12 protein-coding genes are annotated in these 19,593 nt (G+C 72.8%); 3 read left to right on the forward strand and 9 right to left on the reverse strand.

The features are described from left to right. Window positions 1-15 precede the first annotated feature (15 nt). The 5 genes from IF11_RS0119195 to IF11_RS0119215 form a co-directional block, all read right to left on the reverse strand. On the reverse strand, window positions 16-3,735 hold the full coding sequence (locus IF11_RS0119195; protein WP_078490777.1) for an ATP-dependent helicase: 3,720 nt from the start codon (window positions 3,733-3,735) through the stop codon (window positions 16-18). Window positions 3,736-3,794: 59 nt separating this feature from the next. Next, entirely contained in the window at window positions 3,795-4,046 is a 252-nt protein-coding gene (locus IF11_RS0119200) for a type II toxin-antitoxin system RelE family toxin (protein ID WP_030352867.1), read from the reverse strand. Beyond that, window positions 4,043-4,318: a type II toxin-antitoxin system prevent-host-death family antitoxin gene (locus tag IF11_RS0119205; protein WP_030352868.1), complete on the reverse strand. Its 276-nt coding sequence runs from the start codon at window positions 4,316-4,318 to the stop codon at window positions 4,043-4,045. Before IF11_RS0119205 ends, IF11_RS0119200 begins: the two co-directional genes overlap by 4 nt. Window positions 4,319-4,411: 93 nt before the next feature. Beyond that, window positions 4,412-7,882: an ATP-dependent helicase gene (locus tag IF11_RS0119210; protein ID WP_030352869.1), complete on the reverse strand. Its 3,471-nt coding sequence runs from the start codon at window positions 7,880-7,882 to the stop codon at window positions 4,412-4,414. A gap of 284 nt (window positions 7,883-8,166) precedes the next feature. Beyond that, window positions 8,167-8,604: an MGMT family protein gene (locus IF11_RS0119215; protein WP_078490778.1), complete on the reverse strand. Its 438-nt coding sequence runs from the start codon at window positions 8,602-8,604 to the stop codon at window positions 8,167-8,169. A 248-nt stretch (window positions 8,605-8,852) separates the two neighbouring features. Here IF11_RS0119215 and IF11_RS0119220 point away from each other — a divergent pair, with 248 nt between their 5' ends. From IF11_RS0119220 to IF11_RS0119230, 3 genes are all read left to right on the forward strand, one after another. After that, a complete protein-coding gene (locus tag IF11_RS0119220; RefSeq protein ID WP_030352871.1) occupies window positions 8,853-11,555 on the forward strand; it encodes a lysylphosphatidylglycerol synthase domain-containing protein in 2,703 nt (900 codons plus the stop codon). Between the two features lie 91 nt (window positions 11,556-11,646). After that, window positions 11,647-13,266, forward strand: a complete 1,620-nt coding sequence (locus tag IF11_RS0119225) for an alpha/beta hydrolase (protein WP_078490779.1) — start codon at window positions 11,647-11,649, stop codon at window positions 13,264-13,266. Window positions 13,267-13,405: 139 nt separating this feature from the next. Continuing rightward, the gene (locus IF11_RS0119230; RefSeq protein ID WP_030352873.1) at window positions 13,406-15,004 is read left to right on the forward strand and encodes an alpha/beta hydrolase; all 1,599 of its coding nucleotides are present in this window, start codon (window positions 13,406-13,408) and stop codon (window positions 15,002-15,004) included. Window positions 15,005-15,092: 88 nt separating this feature from the next. Here IF11_RS0119230 and moeZ read toward each other — a convergent pair whose 3' ends face one another. From moeZ to IF11_RS0119250, 4 genes are all read right to left on the reverse strand, one after another. Next, on the reverse strand, window positions 15,093-16,271 hold the full coding sequence (gene moeZ, locus IF11_RS0119235) for an adenylyltransferase/sulfurtransferase MoeZ (RefSeq protein WP_030352874.1): 1,179 nt from the start codon (window positions 16,269-16,271) through the stop codon (window positions 15,093-15,095). Between the two features lie 72 nt (window positions 16,272-16,343). Continuing rightward, entirely contained in the window at window positions 16,344-17,123 is a 780-nt protein-coding gene (locus IF11_RS0119240) for a spherulation-specific family 4 protein (RefSeq protein WP_030352875.1), read from the reverse strand. After that, complete coding sequence (locus IF11_RS0119245; protein ID WP_030352876.1) at window positions 17,111-18,085, reverse strand: NAD-dependent epimerase/dehydratase family protein; 975 nt, start codon at window positions 18,083-18,085, stop codon at window positions 17,111-17,113. Before IF11_RS0119245 ends, IF11_RS0119240 begins: the two co-directional genes overlap by 13 nt. 109 nt (window positions 18,086-18,194) lie before the next feature. Beyond that, window positions 18,195-19,478 (reverse strand): hypothetical protein, encoded by a 1,284-nt coding sequence (locus IF11_RS0119250; RefSeq protein WP_030352877.1) that lies wholly within the window; start codon window positions 19,476-19,478, stop codon window positions 18,195-18,197. Window positions 19,479-19,593 lie beyond the last annotated feature (115 nt).

The following is a 19,593-nucleotide window of genomic DNA, read 5'->3' on the forward strand; positions in this document are numbered from 1 at the left end:
TCGAGCCTAACGGGCTCAGAGGGCGGTCCCGTCTGCCGGTTGTGAGGATCGCTCTTCCGTGGGTGTGTCCCGGGTCTCGTGCGTACGTTCCGGGGCGGTCGCGTGCGGGACCTCCGGACCGGTCTCCTCCAGAGCTTCCGGGGCTTCCGGGGCTTCCGGGGCTTCGGTGAGGAGCCGCTCCAGCTCCGGGCGGCCGGGAAGGCGGTCGGGGCGGACGACCTCCCCCGTCCGTACATACAGGAACGTGGCCGTGACCGCGTCCGGCGGGAGGCCGTGCTGCTCGGCCCAGGCCAGCCGGTAGACGGCGAGCTGGAGGGGGTCCGCGGTCCCGGCGCGGCCGGTCTTCCAGTCGACGATCTCGTACGTGAAGGTCTCCGCGCCGGTCACGGGGTCGGTCCGGGCAGAGCGGTAGACGGCGTCGATACGCCCCCGGATCACCCGGCCCGCGAGGGTGAGCTGGAACGGTTCCTCCACGCGGTACGGCGTGCGCCGGGCGTACGGCGTGAGCTCGAACGCCTCCTTGAGCGCGGCCAGATCACGTTCGTCCGCGATCTCCGGCTCGTCCTCCTCGCCCCCGGGCAGCTCGTCGGGGCCGAGCATCGGGAGCGGCAGCTCCTCGAACCGCGACTCCACCCAGGCGTGGAACCGCGTGCCCCGGCGGGCGGCGGCGCGCGGCGGACGCGGCATGGGCCGGGCCAGCTCCTGGGCGAAGCCGTCGGGGTCGGCGGCGAGCCGCAGCAGCTGGGAGGCGGAGAGCGACGGCGGTACGGGGACCTCGCGGACGGTGGCGCGGGCGCGGCGCAGCTCACCGGCGAGGGCGTCGAGATCGCGGTCCCAGGAGGCGAGGGTGCGGCTCTCTTCGGGGGTGAGGCGGGGGCGGGCGGCCGGTGTCCCCTCAGGCTGCCGGGGGCCGGGGACGGCGGCCGGGACGGCGGGGGCGGCGGCCGGGGCGACGGGGGCGGGGCCTTCGGCGGCAGGGGTGGTCGTCCAGTCGTCCCAGTCGGACAGATCCGCGCCGGACAGGTCGGCGCCGGACAGGTCGGCGTCGAAGGGGTCCTCGTCCATCGACTCGATGTCGAACGGGTCGGCATCGAAGGGGTCGGCATCGGACGGCTCGGCAAGGTCCGGCCCGTACAGCTCCGGTCCGTACAGCTCCGGTTCGTCGGGCTCATCCAGGTCGGCCGGCTCATCCGGACCGGTCGGCTCCGCCGACTCGGCCGATCCGCCTCCCTCGCTCCCCAGCTCCTCCAGATACGTCAGCACCGTGTCCGCCGCCGCGCGCCGACGGGTCAGGGACGGCCCGTCCAACGGAAGCGGCCAGGCGTGGGAGACGCCCTCCGTCCGCAGGGCGGGGTTGTCCTCCGACTCCTCCGGTTCGTCCGCCCACGCCTCGATCTCACCGAAGCCGGCCGCGCAGTGGTCGTACAGCGCGTGCAGGAAATCGGACGGGCCCCTCGGGCGCTTCTGGGTGGGCCCCCACCAGTGGCCCGAACCGAGCAGCAGCGAGCGCGGGCGGGTGAACGTGACATAGCCGAGGCGCAGTTCCTCGGTGTGCTGGTGCCCCTTCATGGCCTCCTTGAAGGACTTGAGCCCCTTCGCGTCCCAGGACGTGATCTCCGGCAGTGTCGGCGCGTCACCGCGCAGCGCGTGCGGGAGGACCTTCGGCTGGGACGTCCATGCCTCGCGCGCCTTGCCGTTGGGGAACTGTCCCGCGACCAGCCCCGGCACGGCGACGACATCCCACTCCAGGCCCTTGGACTTGTGGGCGGTGAGGACCTTCACCGTGTTCTCGCCGCCGGGCAGCGCGTTGTCCAGGCCCTTCTCGTACTGCGCGGCCGTACGCAGGAACGCCAGGAAGGCCAGCAGCCCGGCCTCGCCGTCGAGCGCGGCGAACGACGCGGCTACGTCGAGGAAGTTGCCCAGCGTCTCGCGGCGGCGGGCGGCCAGCGCGTGCGGCGACGCGGAGAGCTCGACCTCAAGGCCGGTCGTGGCCAGAACGCGGTGCAGGACGTCCATCAGGGGATCCGCGAGCGAACGGCGCAGCTCGCGCAGTTCGGTGGCGAGCCGGGCGAACCGGACCCGGGCGGCGGCGGAGAAGGGCAGTCCGTCCTCCGGCGCGCCCGCCGACTCCAGGAAGGTGTCCAGGGCGTCGGCGAGCGAGATCACCTCGGCGGGGTCGGTGCCCTCGACCGCCGCGGCCAGCCGCGCGTCGGGATCGTCGTCCCCGTCGGCGCCCGTACCCCGGTGGACCAGCAGTCGCGCCCGGCGGCCGAGCAGCGCCAGATCGCGCGGGCCGATGCGCCAGCGGGGTCCGGTGAGCAGCCGTACGAGGGAGGCGTTGGCGCCGGGGTCCTGGAGGACCTCGCACATCGCCACGAGGTCGGCCACCTCGGGGAGATGGAGCAGCCCGGACAGGCCGACGACCTCGACGGGCACGTCGCGGGCCACCAGGGCGCCCTGGATCTCCGGGAAGTCCCCGGCCGTACGGCACAGCACGGCGATCTCGGCGGGCTCCTTGCCCGTGCGCACCAGATGGGCGATCGAGTCGGCGAGCCAGTCGATCTCCTCCGCGTGCGTAGGCAGCAGCGCGCAGCGCACCCCGCCGTCGCGCTCGGCGCCGGGCGCCGGACGCAGGGCCTCCACGCCCTCGTGCATCGCGCGCAGCGGTTCCGCGAGGCCGTTGGCGAGGTCCAGGAGACGGCCGCCGCTGCGGCGGTTCTCACTGAGCGAGAAGCGGGCGGCCGGGCGGCCGTCGGCGTACGGGAAGTGGGCCGGGAAGTCGTCCAGGTTGGCGACGGAGGCACCGCGCCAGCCGTAGATCGCCTGGCAGGGGTCGCCGACCGCGGTGACCGCGTGTCCCGTACCGCCGCCGAAGAGCCCGGAGAGCAGGAGCCGCTGCGCGACCGACGTGTCCTGGTACTCGTCGAGCAGGACGACCCGGAACTCGTCCCGGAGGAGGGCGCCGACCTCGGGTCTGGTGGTGGCGAGCTGGGCGGAGAGTGCGATCTGGTCGCCGAAGTCGAGGAGATCGCGGGAGCTCTTGGCGGCGCGGTAGCGCCCGACGAGTTCGAGCAGTTCACTGCGGGCGACGGCGGTCTCCGGGACCTTGCGCAGCTCGGCGTTGCTGAGCCTCGCGCCCTCCAGGGCGCGCAGCAGGTCGGTGTCGTACGCACTGAGCCGCGCGGGCCCGACAAGATGCTCGGCCAGTTCGGCGTCGAGTGCGAGCAGATCGCTGACCAGCGCGGGGAGCGTCTTGGTCAGGGCGGGATACGGTCCCGGCGCGTCCCGCAGCACGCGCGCGGCGAGCTGGAAGCGGGTGGCGTCCGCGAGCAGCCGGGCGGTCGGCTCCAGACCGATCCGCAGACCGTGGTCGGTGAGCAGCCGGCCCGCGAAGGCGTGGTACGTGGAGATGCTGGGCTCGCCCGGCGAGTGCTCGGGGTCGATGGCGTCGGGGTCGGTGACTCCGGCCCGTACGAGCGCCTTGCGCACCCGCTCGGCCAGCTCGCCCGCGGCCTTGTTGGTGAACGTCAGCCCGAGGACCTGCTCGGGGGCGACCTGTCCGCTGCCCACCAGCCACACCACCCGGGCGGCCATCACGGTCGTCTTCCCGGAACCGGCCCCGGCCACGATGACCTGCGGGGCGGGCGGCGCGGTGATGCAGGCCGTCTGCTCCGGGGTGAAGGGGATCCCGAGAAGCTCCTTGAGCTGCTCGGGATCGGTGAGATGTACGGACACCTCAGGGAGGCTATCCGGCACTACTGACAGTGGGCTGGGGTGGCCTCGCGGGCGCGGCCTCAGGTGACGCGGCCGACCATTATGACGAGGACGCTGATGGTCTCGCCGTCCACCTCGTAGAGCACGCGCCAGTCACCGACCGGCAGCCGCCAGTAGCCTGAGGAGCCCATCTGCCGGGCAGCGTCAGGACACGGGTCGTCCGCCAGGGCACGTACCGCTACCACGCAGTTCTTCGCGCCAATGGGGTCGATCTGCTGTAATCGGCGGTATTCAGTCGTGGCCTGGTGCTCCCACACCATGGTGTACGTCATGACGCCACTGCCTGGGCGTCTTCTGCTTCCAGCTGGGCCATGAACTCGTCATGCGTAATCCTTGGCCCGGTAGGCGCGGCCTTGCGCGCCTCGATTTCAGCGATATCGGCCTCGTCGCGGATGCGACGCAGCTCTTCCAGTTCCTCTATCGACACCAGGGCAGCCGCAGGCCGGCCGTATTCGCTGATCACGATCTCCGCGTGGCCGTACCGCACTCGGGCGACGAGTTGCCCGAGCTGATTGCGGGCTTCGACAAGGGGATATGTCTCCATGCGGAAACCGTACAGACCGGCAGGTGTGCCCGACCCCAGAACGGGCAGACCTCAGAGATATTCGCCCATACGAGTTAGTTTGCCACCTTATCCTCATTCCACGACTTGCTGCCCCTCCGGCTGCGCGCTGCACGACGCGCGGAACGCGCAGTGGCCGCAGTGCTGGCCGGTCGTGGGGGTGAAGCGTTCGTCGAGTACGCGGCCGGCCGCCGTCGTCAGGAGTTCACCGACCCACTCCCCCGCCAGCGGCTCCTGGGCCTGGATCTTGGGGAGTTCCTCGCCGCCCTCCTTCTTCGGCGCGGCCTGGCGCAGTTGTACGAGTTCCGCGCCGCCGGGCTCCGGGCGGCGGCCGTCGAAGATCTCGTCCAGCGCGCCTTCGCGTACCGCCAGCTGATAGACGGCGAGCTGGGGGTGGTGGGCGACCTCGTCCTTCGTCGGGGCCTGCTTCCCGGTCTTGAAGTCGACGACATAGGCGCGGCCTTCCGCGTCCTTCTCGACGCGGTCCATGGAGCCCCGGATGCGTACCTCGTACGCGCCCGCTTCGAGGGTGACGTCGAATCCGTGCTCCGTGGCGGCGGGCGTACGGCCGCGGTCCATGACATGCCAGCGCAGGAAGCGTTCGAGCGCGATCCTCGCCTGCGTCTTCTCCTGCTGGGACTTCCAGGGGGCGTCGAAGGCGAGCGCGTCCCATACGGAGTCCAGCCGCTCCATGAGGACGTCGAGATCGGCGGGGGTACGGCCGGAGGCCACCTCGTCGGCCAGCACATGGACGACGTTGCCGAACCCCTGGGCGGCGGTGGCGGGCGCGTCCGCCTTCACCTCGCGTCCCAGGAACCACTGGAGCGCGCAGGTGTTCGCCAGTTGGTCGAGGGCGCTTCCGGAGAGCGCGAGGGGCTGGTCCCGGTCGCGCAGCGGGACCGTGCTGTGGGTCGGCTCGTACAGGCCCCACCAGCGGTGCGGATGCGCGGCCGGGACGAGCGCCTGGCCGTCCTCGTCGCTGAGCGCCGCGAGCCGGGCGAGACGGCGGGCGGCGGCGTCACGGAGCGCCGGGGACGCCTCCGGGTCGACCGTGGTGGCGCGGAGTTCGGCGACGAGCGCGGCGACGGCGAGCGGGCGGCGGGGGCGGCCGGTGATGTCCCTGGGCTCCACGCCGAGTTCGGTGAGGAAGCGCGAGGGCTGGTCACCGTCGTCGGCCGGCGCCTTGACGGCGGTCACGACCAGCCGGTCGCGGGCGCGGGTCGCGGCCACGTAGAACAGCCTGCGCTCCTCCGTGAGCAGCGCGCCGGGGGAAAGGGGCTCGGCCAGTCCGTCGCGGCCGATCCTGTCCGCCTCCAGGAGGGAGCCGCGCCGCCGCAGGTCGGGCCAGAGCCCCTCCTGCACGCCGGCGATGACGACGAGGCGCCATTCGAGCCCCTTCGAGCGGTGTGCCGTCATCAGCCGTACCGCGTCGGGGCGTACGGCCCTGCGGCTGAGCGTGTCGGCGGCGATGTCCTGGGCGTCGAGCTCCTCCAGGAAGTTCAGCGCGCCCCGGCCGCCGGTGCGCTCCTCCGCGCGCGCGGCGGCGTCGAAGAGGGCGCACACGGCGTCGAGATCACGGTCGGCGTTACGGCCGCCCGCGCCGCCGCGCAGCGCGGAGCGTTCGAGCCGCCCCGGCCAGGGGGTGCCGTCCCACAGCTCCCAGAGCGCCTCCTCGGCGGTGCCGCCGCCTTCGAGCAGCTCTCGCGCCTTGCGCAGCAGCGCGCCGAGCCGCTGTGCGCCACGGGCGTACGCGGGGTCGTGCGCCACCATCCGCTCGGGCTCGGCGAGCGCCCGCGCGAGCAGCGCGTCCGACGCGGCGGGCACCCGGTTCCCGCCGGCGCGCTCCTCGTCGCGCAGCGCCCTCCCGAGCCGGCGCAGATCGGCGGCGTCCATCCCGCCGAGGGGCGAGGTGAGGAGAGTGAGAGCCGTCTCGACATCGAGCCAGGAGGTGACGGGGGCGGCGGGCTCGGCGGAGGCGGGCTCGGCGGAGGCGGGCTCGGCGGAGGCGGGCTCGGCCGGAGGCTGGTCGTCGTCAGGCGCGGCGCCCTCCCCTCGTACGTCCTCCCCTCGTACGCCCACCCCTCGTACGTCCTCGCCTCGTACGTCCTCCCCTCGTAGGTCCTCGCCCTCCGCGCCCCGCGACGGACGGCCTATCGCCGCCTCCGCCACCGCTCGCAGCGCCGTCAGCAGCGGCGCCACCGCCGGTTCATGGCGCAGGGGAAGATCGTCGCCGTCGATCTCCAGGGGCACGCCCGCCGAGGTCAGGGCGCGCCGGATCGACGGGATCGTACGGCCGCCCGCGCGCACCAGCACCGCCATGTCGCGCCACGGAACGCCGTCCTCCAGATGCGCGCGGCGCAGGATGTCCGCGATGTTGTCCAGTTCGGTCGACGGCGTCGGGAACGTGTACGTCTCGACCCTGCCGCCCGTGCGCACCGCCGCCGGCTCGCGGTGCGTCCGTACCTTCTCGGCGGGCAGCCGGGGAAGCGGCATACGGCGGGTCAGCAGCCGGGTCGCCGCCAGCAGTCGATCACCGGAGCGCCGGGAGGTGGTGAGGACCTCCACCGGTGCCGGGCGGCCGTCCGGGCGCGGGAAGGCGTACGGGAAGTCGAGGATGCCGTTCACATCGGCGCCCCGGAAGGCGTAGATCGACTGGTCCGGATCGCCGAAGGCGACCAGCGTGCGCCCCCGGCCCGCCAGCGCGCGCAACAGCCGGACCTGCGCCGGGTCGGTGTCCTGGTACTCGTCGACGAACACCGCGTCGTACCGCTCCATCAGCCGCGCCCCGACCTCCGGGCGGCCCGCGAGGAGCACCGCGCGGTGGACCAGCTCCGCGTAGTCGAGCACCCCCTGCATATCCAGGTTGTCCAGATATTCGGCGAGGAAGGCCGCGGCTGCCGACCAGTCGGGACGGCCCGTGCGCCGCGCGAACACGGCCAGCGCGTCGGGGCCGAGGCCCAGTTCCCGGCTGCGGGCGAGCACGGCCCGTACCTCGTCGGCGAAGCCGCGCGTGGTGAGACATGCCCGCAGTTCGTCCGGCCACCGGACGCGCCCGCGCCCCGCGCGCTCCAGATCGAGCTGGCCCGCGAGGAGATCGCGTACGGCGACGTCCTGTTCGGGGCCGGAGAGCAGCCGTAGAGGTTCGGTGAAGAGTTCGGCCTCCTGATGGGCGCGGATCAGGGCGTAGCAGAAGGAGTGGAACGTGGTCGCCTGCGGGGCGCGCCGGCCGCCGAGCCGGACCGCCATCCGGTCGCGCAGCTCCACGGCGGCCTTGCGGCTGAAGGTCAGCACCAGGATCCGTTCGGGGTCGGCGCCCCGGCCGACCCGCGCGGCGACCGACTCCACCAGCGTCGTGGTCTTGCCCGTACCGGGACCGGCGAGCACAAGCAACGGTCCGGTCTCATGGTCAACCACCCCGCGCTGCGCTGCGTCCAGCCAAGGAGGGTCCACCGGGACCGGCGGGGTACGCACCAGTCGGTACGCGCCCGGAGTCCGCTGCCGTACCCGACGGTGCGGGGTACGCCCGGTGGAAGAGGAGGAGCTCACGTGGTTCGCCGGTCCTGGAGAAGGTGCTGGTGGTGACGGTGCCGGGGGCGCTGACGGTGGCCCGTGCCCCGGCCGGGGCGCTGACGGTGGCCCGTGCCCCGGCCGGGGCGCGGGTGGCGCGTGCCGGTGACGCTACGCCGTCGGGCGACCGGGACGCATACGCTCCGCTCCGCCCGCGGCGACGGGCTCGGCGGCGGGCCCCGCGACGCGCTCCGCTCCGTCGTCCTTACGGGCAGCCGCGGGGGCGGCGCACCACCCGTCGCACGCCCGAATGGCGGAAGCTGTCATCTGTGAGCCACCTCGTCCTCGCCCGCGTCCGCGCCGTCCCATCGCGCCCGCTTCATGTCCAGGCGCGGCACATGCCCCTCCGCGCTCCGCGCCGCCTCGCGCAGGGGCGTGCCCTCCTCGCGGTAGTGGTCCAGCGCGCTCAGTTCGTGTCCCGGCAGCAGCACACCGTCGGACCTGACCACGCGCCACCACGGCACGGCGCCGCCGTAGAGCGCCATGGCCCGGCCGACCTGGCGCGGTCCGCCCTCGCCGAGCCACTCCGCGATATCGCCGTAGGTCATGACCCTGCCGGGCGGGATCAGCTCGGCCACGTCCAGCACGCGCTCCGCGTAATCGGGCAGCCGCGCCACCTCGTCGGCCGCGTCCGCCGCCTCATCGGCGGTCGTGTCGGCGGCCGCGTGGGCGGTCGGCTTCCGGGACTCCTCGCTCCTCATCCGGTCCATCCTGCCGCACCCCACCGACAGCCCCGCCCGTCCCGGCGGCCCGGCCACGACCGCGCATCGGAGCGTGTACGCGCGGTCACCGTATGTACGTACGCACACAAAGGGACGTATCTCGCGCGCCCGAGGTCCCCGCAATGCACCCTGATGCCCCCGTCTGTCGGCTGCTCGTGCCACCATCATCCGGGCGGTGACTGGTGATACGAGATCAAGAAGAGACGGATTCGACGGAGGAGCGGGACGTGCGGCCTGCGGCGGCGACGGCCACCTCTGGCGCTGAGTCGCGCCCGAAAGCGGACGGCACCAGCCCCGGAGAAGACCCCGGCCTCGACGGCGAGCACTGCGACACCGGCGCCACCCGCGCCGACCGCGTCTCCGGCGACGAGCCGCTGCTCTCGGCCCGCGTCCACCGCCCCTCCGATCTGCTGCGTCTGCTCATCGGCGTCCTGGCCATCGCCCTCGTCCTCGGGCTCTCCGCCTTCGCCCACGGCACGACCTCCGGTCTCGAACAGGACATCAGCAAGGGCACGGGCCAGGCCCCCGACCTGATGGTCAAGGTGGCCGGCCTGGTGTCGAGCATCGCCGTGCTGCTCGTCCCGGTCGCCTTCGCGATCGAACGACTGATCAAACGCGACGGACTGCGGATCGCCGACGGGGTGCTCGCCGCCGTCCTGGCACACGGCGTCACCCTCGCCATCGACCTCTGGGTCGCCAGAGCCGCCCCGGAGTCGATCCAGGACGCGCTGACCCGCCCCCAGGCGGGCGCCGGGCTCACCGATCCCGTCCATGGCTATCTGGCGCCCGTCATCGCGTATATGACGGCCGTCGGGATGGCGCGCAGACCCCGCTGGCGGGTCGTGCTGTGGGTGGTGCTGCTGCTCGACGCCTTCGCGATGCTCGTCGCGGGCTACACCACACCGTTCTCGATCATCCTGACCGTACTGATCGGCTGGAGCGTCGCGTACGGCACGCTCTACGCGGTCGGCTCGCCCAACGTACGCCCCACCGGGCAGACCCTGATGGCGGGTCTGCGCCATGTCGGCTTCCGTCCGGTCAACGCGATGCGTGCCGAGGATGTCGCCGACTCCGCCGAGCAGGGCGACCGGGGCCGCCGCTATCTGGTCTCCCTGGAGGACGGCCCGCCGCTCGATGTCACCGTCGTCGACCGCGAACAGCAGGCCCAGGGCTTCTTCTACCGGGTCTGGCGACAGCTGACACTGCGCTCCATCACCACCCGCCGGTCCATCCCCTCCCTGCGCCAGGCGCTCGAACAGGAAGCACTGCTCGCGTACGCGGCCATCGCCGCCGGAGCCAACGCCCCCAAGCTGATCGCCACCTCGGAGCTGGGCCCCGACGCCGTCATGCTCGTGTACGAGCACCTGGGCGGCCGGTCCCTGGACTCGCTGCCGGACGAGGAGATCACCGACGAGCTGGTACGGGGCGCCTGGCGCCAGGTCAAGGCGCTCCAGTCGCGCCGGATCGCGCACCGCAGGCTCACCGGCGACGCGCTGCTGGTGGACCGCTCCGGCAAGGTGATCCTCACCGAGCTGCGCGGCGGCGAGATCGCCGCGGGCGATCTGGTGCTGCGCATGGACACCGCCCAGCTGCTCACCACGATGGGACTGCGGGTGGGCGCGGAGCGCTCGGTGGCCGCGGCGGTCGAGGTGCTCGGCCCCGACGCCATCGCCGACTGTCTGCCGCTGCTCCAGCCGATCGCGCTCAGCCGCTCCACGCGCGCGACGCTGCGCCGGCTCGCCCGCGAGCGGTCACAGCGCGAGCGCGAGGCCGTGCTCCAGGCGTCCGAGGCGAACAAGCGCGCCAAGGTGGCGGAGGCCGCCGCCGTCGACGGTGACCGCAAGGCCGTACGGAGATCCCTGCGCGCCGAGAAGCAGGCGGAGAAGCGGGCCATAGACGAGGCTCTCGACGAGGCCCGCGAGGAGGATCTGCTCTCCCAGATGCGCAAGCAGGTGCTGCGGATCAGGCCGCAGGCGCCGGTCGAGCCGGTCCGGCTGGAGCGGATCAAGCCCCGTACGCTGCTCAGCTTCATCGCCGGGGCCGTCGCCGCGTACTTCCTGCTCACCACCATCACGCAGGTGGACTTCGGCTCGGTCATCAGCCAGGCGCACTGGGGCTGGGTGGCCGCGGCCGTGGCGTTCTCGGCGCTCAGTTATGTCGCGGCGGCGATGAGCCTGCTGGGCTTCGTACCGGAACGGGTGCCCTTCCGGCGTACGGTCGTCGCACAGGTCGCCGGCTCCTTCGTCAAGATCGTCACGCCCGCGGCGGTCGGCGGTGTGGCGCTGAACACGCGCTTCCTCCAGCGCGCGGGGGTGCGCCCGGGGCTCGCCGTCGCCAGTGTCGGCGCGTCGCAGCTCTTCGGGCTCGGCGCGCACATCCTGCTGCTGCTGTCCTTCGGCTATCTCACCGGTACGGAGAAGTCGGCGTCGCTCACCCCGTCCAGGACGGTGATCGCGGGGCTGCTGACGGTCGCGGTGCTCGTGCTGGTCGTGACCGCGATCCCGTTCCTGCGGAAGTTCGTCGTGACACGGCTGCGCTCCCTGTTCGCCGGGGTGGTGCCCCGCATGCTCGACGTACTCCAGCGGCCGATGAAGCTGCTCACCGGCATCGGCGGGATGCTGCTGCTGACGGGTGTGTTCGTGATGTGTCTGGACGCCTCGATCCGGGCGTTCGACAACGGCAACCAGCAGCTCAGCTACGCGAGCATCGCGGTCGTCTTTCTGGCGGGCAACGCGCTGGGCTCGGCCGCGCCGACGCCGGGCGGTGTGGGCGCGGTCGAGGGCGCGCTGACGCTGGGTCTGCTGGCGGTCGGACTGCCGAAGGAGGTCGCCGCGCCCGCCGTGCTGCTCTACCGGCTGCTGACGCTGTGGCTGCCCGTACTGCCCGGCTGGCTGAGCTTCAGTCACCTCACGCGTAAGGGAGCGCTGTAGACGAGCAGGCCCTCGGGCCCGGCCCTCCCGCCGCCACCCGCATGGACCGCGGCCCCGAGCGGCCCATGCCGCCGGGGCGCACGATGGGTCCATGTCACACTCCCCCTCCTCCGCCCTGTCCGCCCTCTCCGTGCGGCGCGCCCCGGCCCTGGCCGCTGTCACCGCCGTCGCCCTGCTGGCCGCCACGGGATGCTCCGGCGACAGCGGGGCCTCCTCGCCGGGCAGCTCCCACGGCGGGAACACCCGGAGTACGGACAGACCCAAGGACCTGGCGACCCAGCGGCTGCAGTGGAAGGCGTGCAAGGCCCCGTCGGTCGCGGAGGGCGGCGGTACGGCGCCCTCCCCGCTGCCCGGCGGCGCCCGGTGGGAGTGCTCCTTCATGAAGGCGCCGCTCGACTACGCCAAGCCGGACGGCGACACGATCGATCTGGCGCTGATCCGGGCCAAGGCCCGCGACACGAAGCAGCGCATCGGCTCGCTGATCTTCAACTTCGGCGGCCCCGGCGGCTCCGGCATCACCGGACTGCCGTCCTTCGCCCAGGACTACGAGAAGCTCCGCGCCCGCTACGACCTGGTCAGCTTCGACCCGCGCGGAGTGGGCGACAGCGACGGCGTGAAGTGCGAGAGCGACAGACAGCTCGACGCGTACTTCGCCAAGGACTCCACCCCCGACACCCCCGCCGAGGTGCAGACCTTCACCAACGGGCTCGCCGGCTTCGCCGCCGCCTGCGAGAAGAACTCCGGCAGCTCGCTTCCGTATGTCGGTACGACCAACGCCGCCCGCGACATGGAGCTGATGCGCAAGGTCCTCGGCGACAGCAAGCTCTACTACTTCGGCATCTCGTACGGCACCGAACTGGGCGGCGTCTACGCCCATCTCTATCCGAAGTCCGTCGGCCGGGCGGTCTTCGACGCCGTCGTCGACCCGACCCAGAACTCCGAACAGGGCTCGCTCGGCCAGGCCAAGGGCTTCCAGCTCGCGCTGGACAACTTCGAGAAGGACTGCATCGCGCGCGGCGACGCCTGCGCGCTGCCCGGCACCACCCCTAAGGAGATCGAGGGGTTCATCACCAAGCTGCTCGCCCGGCTCGACAAGCGGCCGATCGCGGGCATCGGCGACCGCAAGCTGACCGAGACCCAGGCCACCAACGGCATCGCCCAGGCGCTCTACTCGAAGGACTTCTGGCCGTATCTGGAACAGGGGCTCGACGAGGCCGACGGCGGCAACGGCGCGCTGCTGCTCGCGCTCTCCGACTCGATGAACGGCCGTGACCAGTACGGCAGATACAGCAATCTCCAGGCGGCCAACGTGGCCATCAACTGCGTCGACTCCAAGGAGCGCTACACCGTGGCGCAGACCGAGGCGAAGCTGCCGGAGTTCCGCAAGGCGTCGCCGGTCTTCGGGGAGTTCCTGGGCTGGGGGCTGATGAGCTGCACCAAGTGGCCGGTGCCGGGGAAGTGGTCCACCCCCGATGTCAGCGCGACGGGCTCGGCCCCGATCCTGATCGTCGGCAACACCGGTGACCCGGCGACCCCGTACGCGGGCGCCAGGGCGATGGCCAACGCGCTCGGCAAGGGTGTCGGCACGGAGATCACGTACCACGGGCAGGGACACGGCTCGTACGACAGCGGCAACCCCTGCGTCCAGGGGGCGGTGAACGGCTATCTGCTGAACGGAAAGGTGCCGCCCGCGGGTACGGTCTGCCGCTGACGCGCGGGACCGACGGCCATGCCCATGCCACCCTTGGTCGCCGGTCGTCCCCGCCCGTCCCCGGTCGTCCCCCCGCGTCCCCGGCCGCCCTCGGTTGTCTTCGGTTGTCCTCGCCCGCCGGACCGGATTGAATTGCGCCATGTCTCGCCGTACTCGGATATCCGCCCTGCTCACGGTGTCACTCCTGCTGACCGTCACCGGGTGCGGGAGCGGTACGGAGGACCCCCCGCCCGATGCCAAGGCGGCCGCTCCTTCATCGGCCACGGCTCCCTCCCCGGCCGCCGCCGGCGCCGCGCCGGACCCCGCCGACCTGCCCGGACTGCCCGCCTCGCTCACCGGACAGCGGCTCGACTGGAAGCGCTGCGAGGCGCCGCGGAAGGCGCGGGGCAGCGCGGCGAAGGCTCCCGGCTCCGGCTGGAAGTGCGCCACGATGCGGGCGCCGCTCGACTACCGCGCACCGGCCGCCGAGACCATCGGCATCGCCCTGATCCGCTCCGAGGCCAAGGACCGGGCAGGCCGGATCGGCTCGCTCCTGTTCAACTTCGGCGGCCCCGGCGGCTCGGGCGTGGCCACGCTCCCCGCCGCCGCCGACTCGTTCGCCGCGCTCGGGACCCGGTACGACCTGGTCGGCTTCGACCCGCGCGGCGTCGCGGAGAGCGCCGGTGTGGCGTGCCGGAACGACCGGCAGACGGAGAAGTCCCTCCGTATCGACGCGACCCCCGACACCCCGGCCGAGGAGAAGACCTTCCTCAATGACTCCGCGGCCTTCGGCGCGGACTGCGCGCGCCGCTCAGGGCCACTGCTGCCCCATGTCGGCACGACCAACGCGGCCCGTGACATGGATCTGATGCGCCAGGTCCTCGGTGACGACACGCTCAACTATCTGGGCTTCTCGTACGGCACCGAACTGGGCGGTGTCTACGCCCACTTGTTCCCGGCGAAGGTCGGACGGTTCACCTTGGACGCGGTCGTCGATCCGACGGCCGACTACGTGGGGCACTCCCGCAACCAGGCGCTCGGTTTCCAGCGCGCCCTGGAGAACTACTACAAGAGCCGGGGCGTCAGCGCGCAGGCGGGCACCGCACGGGTGGTGCGGCTGCTCGACCGGCTCGACCGTGAGCCCCTGCCGACCGGTACGGGGCGCAGGCTCACCGAGAGCCTCGCGCTCACCGGCATCATCACCCCGCTCTACAGCGAGGACAGCTGGCCGTATCTGACCGACGCGCTGGACGCGGCCGAGAGCGGTGACGGCAGCGGGCTGCTCCGGCTGGCCGACTCGTACAACGACCGCGACGCACAGGGCCACTACGGCACGGCGCAGCACTCGCAGCGCGCCATCTCCTGCGCGGACACCAAGGGACGCGTCACCGCCGCGGAGGTCACGTCCCGGCTGCTGGCGGATTTCCGGAAGGTGTCACCGGTCTTCGGGCCGTTTCTGGCCTGGGATCTGGCCGGCTGGTGCGCCGGCTGGCCGGTGGCCGGCGAGCACGAGACACCGGAGGTGGCGGCGCCGGGCGCGGCGCCGGTCCTGGTGGTCGGCGGCAAGGGGGATCCGGCGACACCGTACGAGGGTGCGCAGCGGATGGTGGAGGAGCTGGGCGACGGGGTCGGGGTCCTGCTCACCTTCGAGGGCGAGGGCCATGGCGCGTACACCACCGGCAACCGCTGTATCACCGGCGCGGTGGACGACTACTTCCTGCACGGCACGGTCCCGGCGGCCGGGACGAGCTGCTCGTAGCGGTACGGCGCATGACATAGGGGCCACGCATGACGAAGGGGCCGACGTACGCACGTCGGCCCCTTCGTTCGTATCGATGCGCCGGGTCTCAGTAGACCGGCTTCTCCGGCTCGATCTGGTTGACCCAGCCGATGACTCCGCCGCCGACATGCACCGCGTCCGAGAAGCCCGCGGACTTCAGCACCGCGAGGACTTCCGCACTGCGGACACCCGTCTTGCAGTGCAGGACGATCTTCTTGTCCTGCGGCAGGCTCTCCAGGGCGGTGCCCATCAGGAACTCGTTCTTCGGGATCAGCTTGGCGCCGGGGATCGAGACGATCTCGTACTCGTTCGGCTCGCGCACATCGATGATCTCGATGTTCTCCTTCTCGTCGATCCACTCCTTGAGCTGCTTGGGAGTGATCGTCGAGCCGGCCGCCGCCTCCTGGGCCTCCTCGGACACGACGCCGCAGAATGCCTCGTAGTCGATGAGTTCGGTGACGGTGGGGTTCTCGCCGCAGACCGCGCAGTCGGGGTCCTTGCGGACCTTGACCTGGCGGTACTGCATCTCCAGGGCGTCGTAGATCATCAGCCGGCCGACCAGCGGCTCACCGACGCCCGCGAGGACCTTGATCGCCTCGGTGACCTGAATGGAACCGATGGACGCGCAGAGCACGCCAAGCACGCCGCCCTCGGCGCAGGAGGGAACCATGCCGGGGGGCGGCGGCTCCGGGTAGAGGCAGCGGTAGCAGGGGCCGTGCTCGGACCAGAACACGCTGGCCTGGCCGTCGAAGCGGTAGATCGAACCCCAGACGTACGGCTTGTTCAGCAGCACACAGGCGTCATTGACCAGATAGCGGGTGGCGAAGTTGTCCGTGCCGTCCACGATCAGGTCGTACTGCGAGAAGATGTCCATCACGTTCTCGGCCTCAAGCCGCTCTTCGTGAAGGATCACGTTCACATACGGGTTGATCCCGAGGACGGAGTCACGCGCCGACGCGGCCTTGGACCGGCCGATGTCGGCCTGGCTGTGGATGATCTGGCGCTGCAGGTTCGACTCGTCGACCTCGTCGAACTCCACGATGCCGAGCGTGCCGACACCGGCCGCGGCCAGGTACATCAGAGCCGGGGAGCCGAGGCCACCGGCACCCACACACAGCACCTTCGCGTTCTTCAGCCGCTTCTGCCCGTCCATCCCGACGTCCGGAATGATCAGGTGACGGGAGTACCTGCGGACCTCGTCGACGGTGAGCTCGGCAGCGGGCTCGACCAGTGGTGGCAGCGACACAGAGACCTCAACAAGGGGGTTGGTCGGTCAATCAGTACGGTTCTTCTGCCTGTAACACTGCCACGGCCCTTCTCATTCCGAGACACCCGGTCCGACTCGCGAGACGATTTCGTCCCAGAAGCCGGGCAGTGTCTCGAATGACCCGTTGCGCGCGCTCCGGCCGACACCATCAACCCGGTCTGTGCGGTCCGTGCGGTCCGTGAAGAAGATCGTGCCCGCGCCCTGCCAGCGCGCGATCCGCATCGCCTCCTCCAGATGACCGCGCGGCACCCCGTGGACGAGATGGGCGAAGCGCTCCGGCGGATGGTCCGCCGTCCACGCGGCCGCCTGCGACCAGCGGTACTCCGCCCACGGCCCGCGGAAGGTCACCAACTGGTCGGCGGCCTCCGCGTATCCGGGGTACGGATGGACCCCGTGGCCCAGGACGAGGAACCCGCCGTCGAGCAGCGCGCCGAGGGCCGCCGTCGTCCGCCGTATCGCGGGCAGGTCGGCGCGGCCCGCCGGGCACCGGTCGAGAAAGAACCCGTCGACGCGGTACCAGTCGAAGAATCGCCGCGCGTCGGCGACCAGCTCCCCGGCGGGACGGGTGCCGTACGCCAGGTCGAGATGCCCGAGTACGCGGGACCCCGCGTTGGTGAGCCGGCCCGCCGCCGCCAGACAGTGCGGGTCGGGGCGGTCGCCAGGGCCGTCCGCGACATTGAGGACGGCCCAGTGCAGCGGGGTTCCGGGGCGGGTCAGTTCGGCCCACTCGACCGGGGCGAGCAGCGGATGCGCGTAGCCGGGGACGCCGATGCCGAGCCGGCCCTCCTCGGTGGCGGAGAGCCGGCCGTCGGGTCTGGTCAGATACGGCACGCCGCCTCCATCCAGATATCGGCGAGTGACTCCTCCAGATTGATCCGGGGCCGCCAGCCGAGCCGGTCACGGGCGGTCCGTACGTCGGCCTGCTGCCAGCTGCCGCAGCCGTCGGGGTACGGGAACGGACCCGCGCCCAGGTGTTCCGGCGGCGTTTCGCCCCGGGGGGCGCCGACGGTGGCGTGGCCGGCCCGCATCGGCCCGGGGGGCAGGTCCAGTTCGTGCAGGGCGCCCCCGAATCCCGCGACCCTCGCCAGTACGGCGGCGGCGTCGCGCAGTCTCACCGCGCGTCCGGTGCCGATGTTGACGACGCCCTGGGCGGCGGAGAGCGAGGCGGCGTGCACGGCGCGCGCCACGTCGCGTACGTCGACGAAGTCACGCTGCACGCCCAGGCCGCCGAGCTTCAGCTCACCGTCGCCGGACTGCATGGCGCGGCGCATCGCCTCGGCGAGCCGGCCGAGCGGGGAGCCCGCGGGGGTGCCGGGGCCCACGGGTGAGAACACCCGGAGCACGATCGCGTCGAGCCCGGACCCCAGCACCAGCTCGGACGCGGCGAGCTTGCTCACCCCGTACGGGCCGCCGGGGCGCGGTACCGCGTCCTCGGCGGTCGACGAGCCGTGCTGGGACGGGCCGTACTCGGAGGCGCAGCCGAGCTGGACGAGCCGCGCGCCGCAGCGGCTGCGGCGCAGGGCCTCGCAGACCGTGGCGACGGCGACCGTGTTGTGCCGGGTCAGCTCGCGCGCGCCGCCGCGGGTGGCTCCGGCGCAGTTGATGATGACCCCGGGGTGGACGGCGTCCAGGAAGCGGGTGAGCGCTCCCGGGCTGCCGCCCGCGAGATCGAACCGTACGTCGGCGTCGTCGCCCCGGCCGAGCGCGGTGAGGTGGACGGCGGGGTCGGCGAGCAGCCGGTCGGCCACGAAGCGGCCGAGGAAACCGTTGGCACCGAGCAGCAGGACCCTCATCGCGCGGCCCCTCTGTGCCGACAGGCCGGTGCGGGGGCCGGTGCTACGGCCCGTGCTGCGGATTGCGGAGTCATCTCTGGCTTCTCCTTCACGAGGTGGTGCTGAGGGCTCAGGTGTGCGCCGACGCCCGCGAGAGGGCGACGGTGGCATGGGCGAGGAGTCCGAGCGCGGCGGCTCCGCAGGCGAGGGCGGGTACGGCTGCCGCGCCCCACGTCTCGGCCACGGCGCGTACGGGGACGGCGAGGGCGTCACAGCCGGGCAGGCGGCCCGCCAGTACGGACGCGCAGGACAGGACCTCCAGGGCACAGGCGGCGGCGAGTCCGGTGGCGGCGGCTCCGGGGAAGCCGTGGACCGTGAGCAGCCGGCCGAGCAGGAGCAGCGTGCCGAGCGCGACGGTGGGCGCGAGTGCGCCGCCCGGGGTGGAGGGAAGTGCGCCGTGCGCGCCTCCGCTCTCCTCGCCGAAGACAGCGGCGGCGAGCAGGTACAGACAGGTCAGGGCGGCGGCGAACAGCCCTACGAGCGTGAGCAGCAGGGGGCGCGCGACGGCGGCGAAGTCGGCGAGCGCGCGGCTGCCCGCGAGTCCGCGCCGGGCCCCTGCGGAGAAGAGGTGGGCGCACCAGGCGGCGGGGAGGACGGCGAAGGACGGCGCGACGAGCAGCGCCGGGGACGCGGGCCACGGTCCGTCGGCGCCGCCGCTGACCAGCGCGGCCAGCAGCCCGTCACCACACAGCAGGTAGGCGAGCAGCCCGTACACCCAGACGGTCGTGGCGGGGTGGGTACGGCCTTCGGCGCGCAGCGGTCCCCGGCGCAGACACGCGGAGAGCGCACCGGCGAGCGCGAGGGCCCCTGCCAGGCCTATCACGAGGCGCCGCGGCCCGCCGCTGTGGTCGAGCCCGAGCAGGGTGAGGGAGCAGACGACGCCGGGCAGCAGCGCGAGGGCCGTCCACCGGCCCCAGCCGGACGGGCCGGCCCATGGGGGGCGCGCGTCGGCGGGGCGCGCCCCCTTGGGGCGGGGCTCGGAGATCCCGTCGGGGGTGGTGCGCGGGGCGCGCGCGTACAACTGCTCGGCCAGCGAGAAGACATCTCGGTGGCGAAAGCGGGCGGCGGTCCGGTCGGTGATGCCGTGCGCCTCCAGACCGGCGGCGATCACCAGCGGGTCGACGGCCCGCGCGCACAGCTCACGGTGCCGGTGCAGGAGCGCCTTGACGGGATCGGCGGGCCCCCGGCGGGCGGCGGGCCTCCCGGTGTGCGCGACGGGCGCGGCGGGGGCGGCTGGTGCAGGCGGCGCGGGGTCGCCCGGCAGGAGGGCCCGGGAGCGGGTGTCCCAGGGCCCCGGGCCGACGGGGGCCGGAGTGGCCGCGTTCGTCATGCGGGCGGCGCCTCGGTCAGACATCGCGCTCCCCCGCTCCGGCGTACGCCCCCACCGGCCCGGCGCACTCGACGCGCTCGGCCCGCTCGGCTCGCGCGGCCGGGCTCGCCCAGCTCGGCGTACGCCGTGGCAGCCCCGA

It is taken from the genome of Streptomyces scopuliridis RB72 (assembly GCF_000718095.1).
In the GTDB taxonomy this organism is placed as follows: Bacteria; Actinomycetota; Actinomycetes; order Streptomycetales; family Streptomycetaceae; genus Streptomyces; species Streptomyces scopuliridis.

Bases quoted from the DNA above. Each gene is read 5' to 3' on its own strand.
- IF11_RS0119200 (WP_030352867.1), bottom strand. From the start codon at position 4,046: ATGACGTACACCATGGTGTGGGAGCACCAGGCCACGACTGAATACCGC.
- IF11_RS0119205 (WP_030352868.1), bottom strand. From the start codon at position 4,318: ATGGAGACATATCCCCTTGTCGAAGCCCGCAATCAGCTCGGGCAACTC.
- IF11_RS0119215 (WP_078490778.1), bottom strand. From the start codon at position 8,604: ATGAGGAGCGAGGAGTCCCGGAAGCCGACCGCCCACGCGGCCGCCGAC.
- IF11_RS0119225 (WP_078490779.1), top strand. From the start codon at position 11,647: ATGTCACACTCCCCCTCCTCCGCCCTGTCCGCCCTCTCCGTGCGGCGC.
- IF11_RS0119230 (WP_030352873.1), top strand. From the start codon at position 13,406: ATGTCTCGCCGTACTCGGATATCCGCCCTGCTCACGGTGTCACTCCTG.
- IF11_RS0119245 (WP_030352876.1), bottom strand. From the start codon at position 18,085: ATGAGGGTCCTGCTGCTCGGTGCCAACGGTTTCCTCGGCCGCTTCGTG.
- IF11_RS0119250 (WP_030352877.1), bottom strand. From the start codon at position 19,478: ATGTCTGACCGAGGCGCCGCCCGCATGACGAACGCGGCCACTCCGGCC.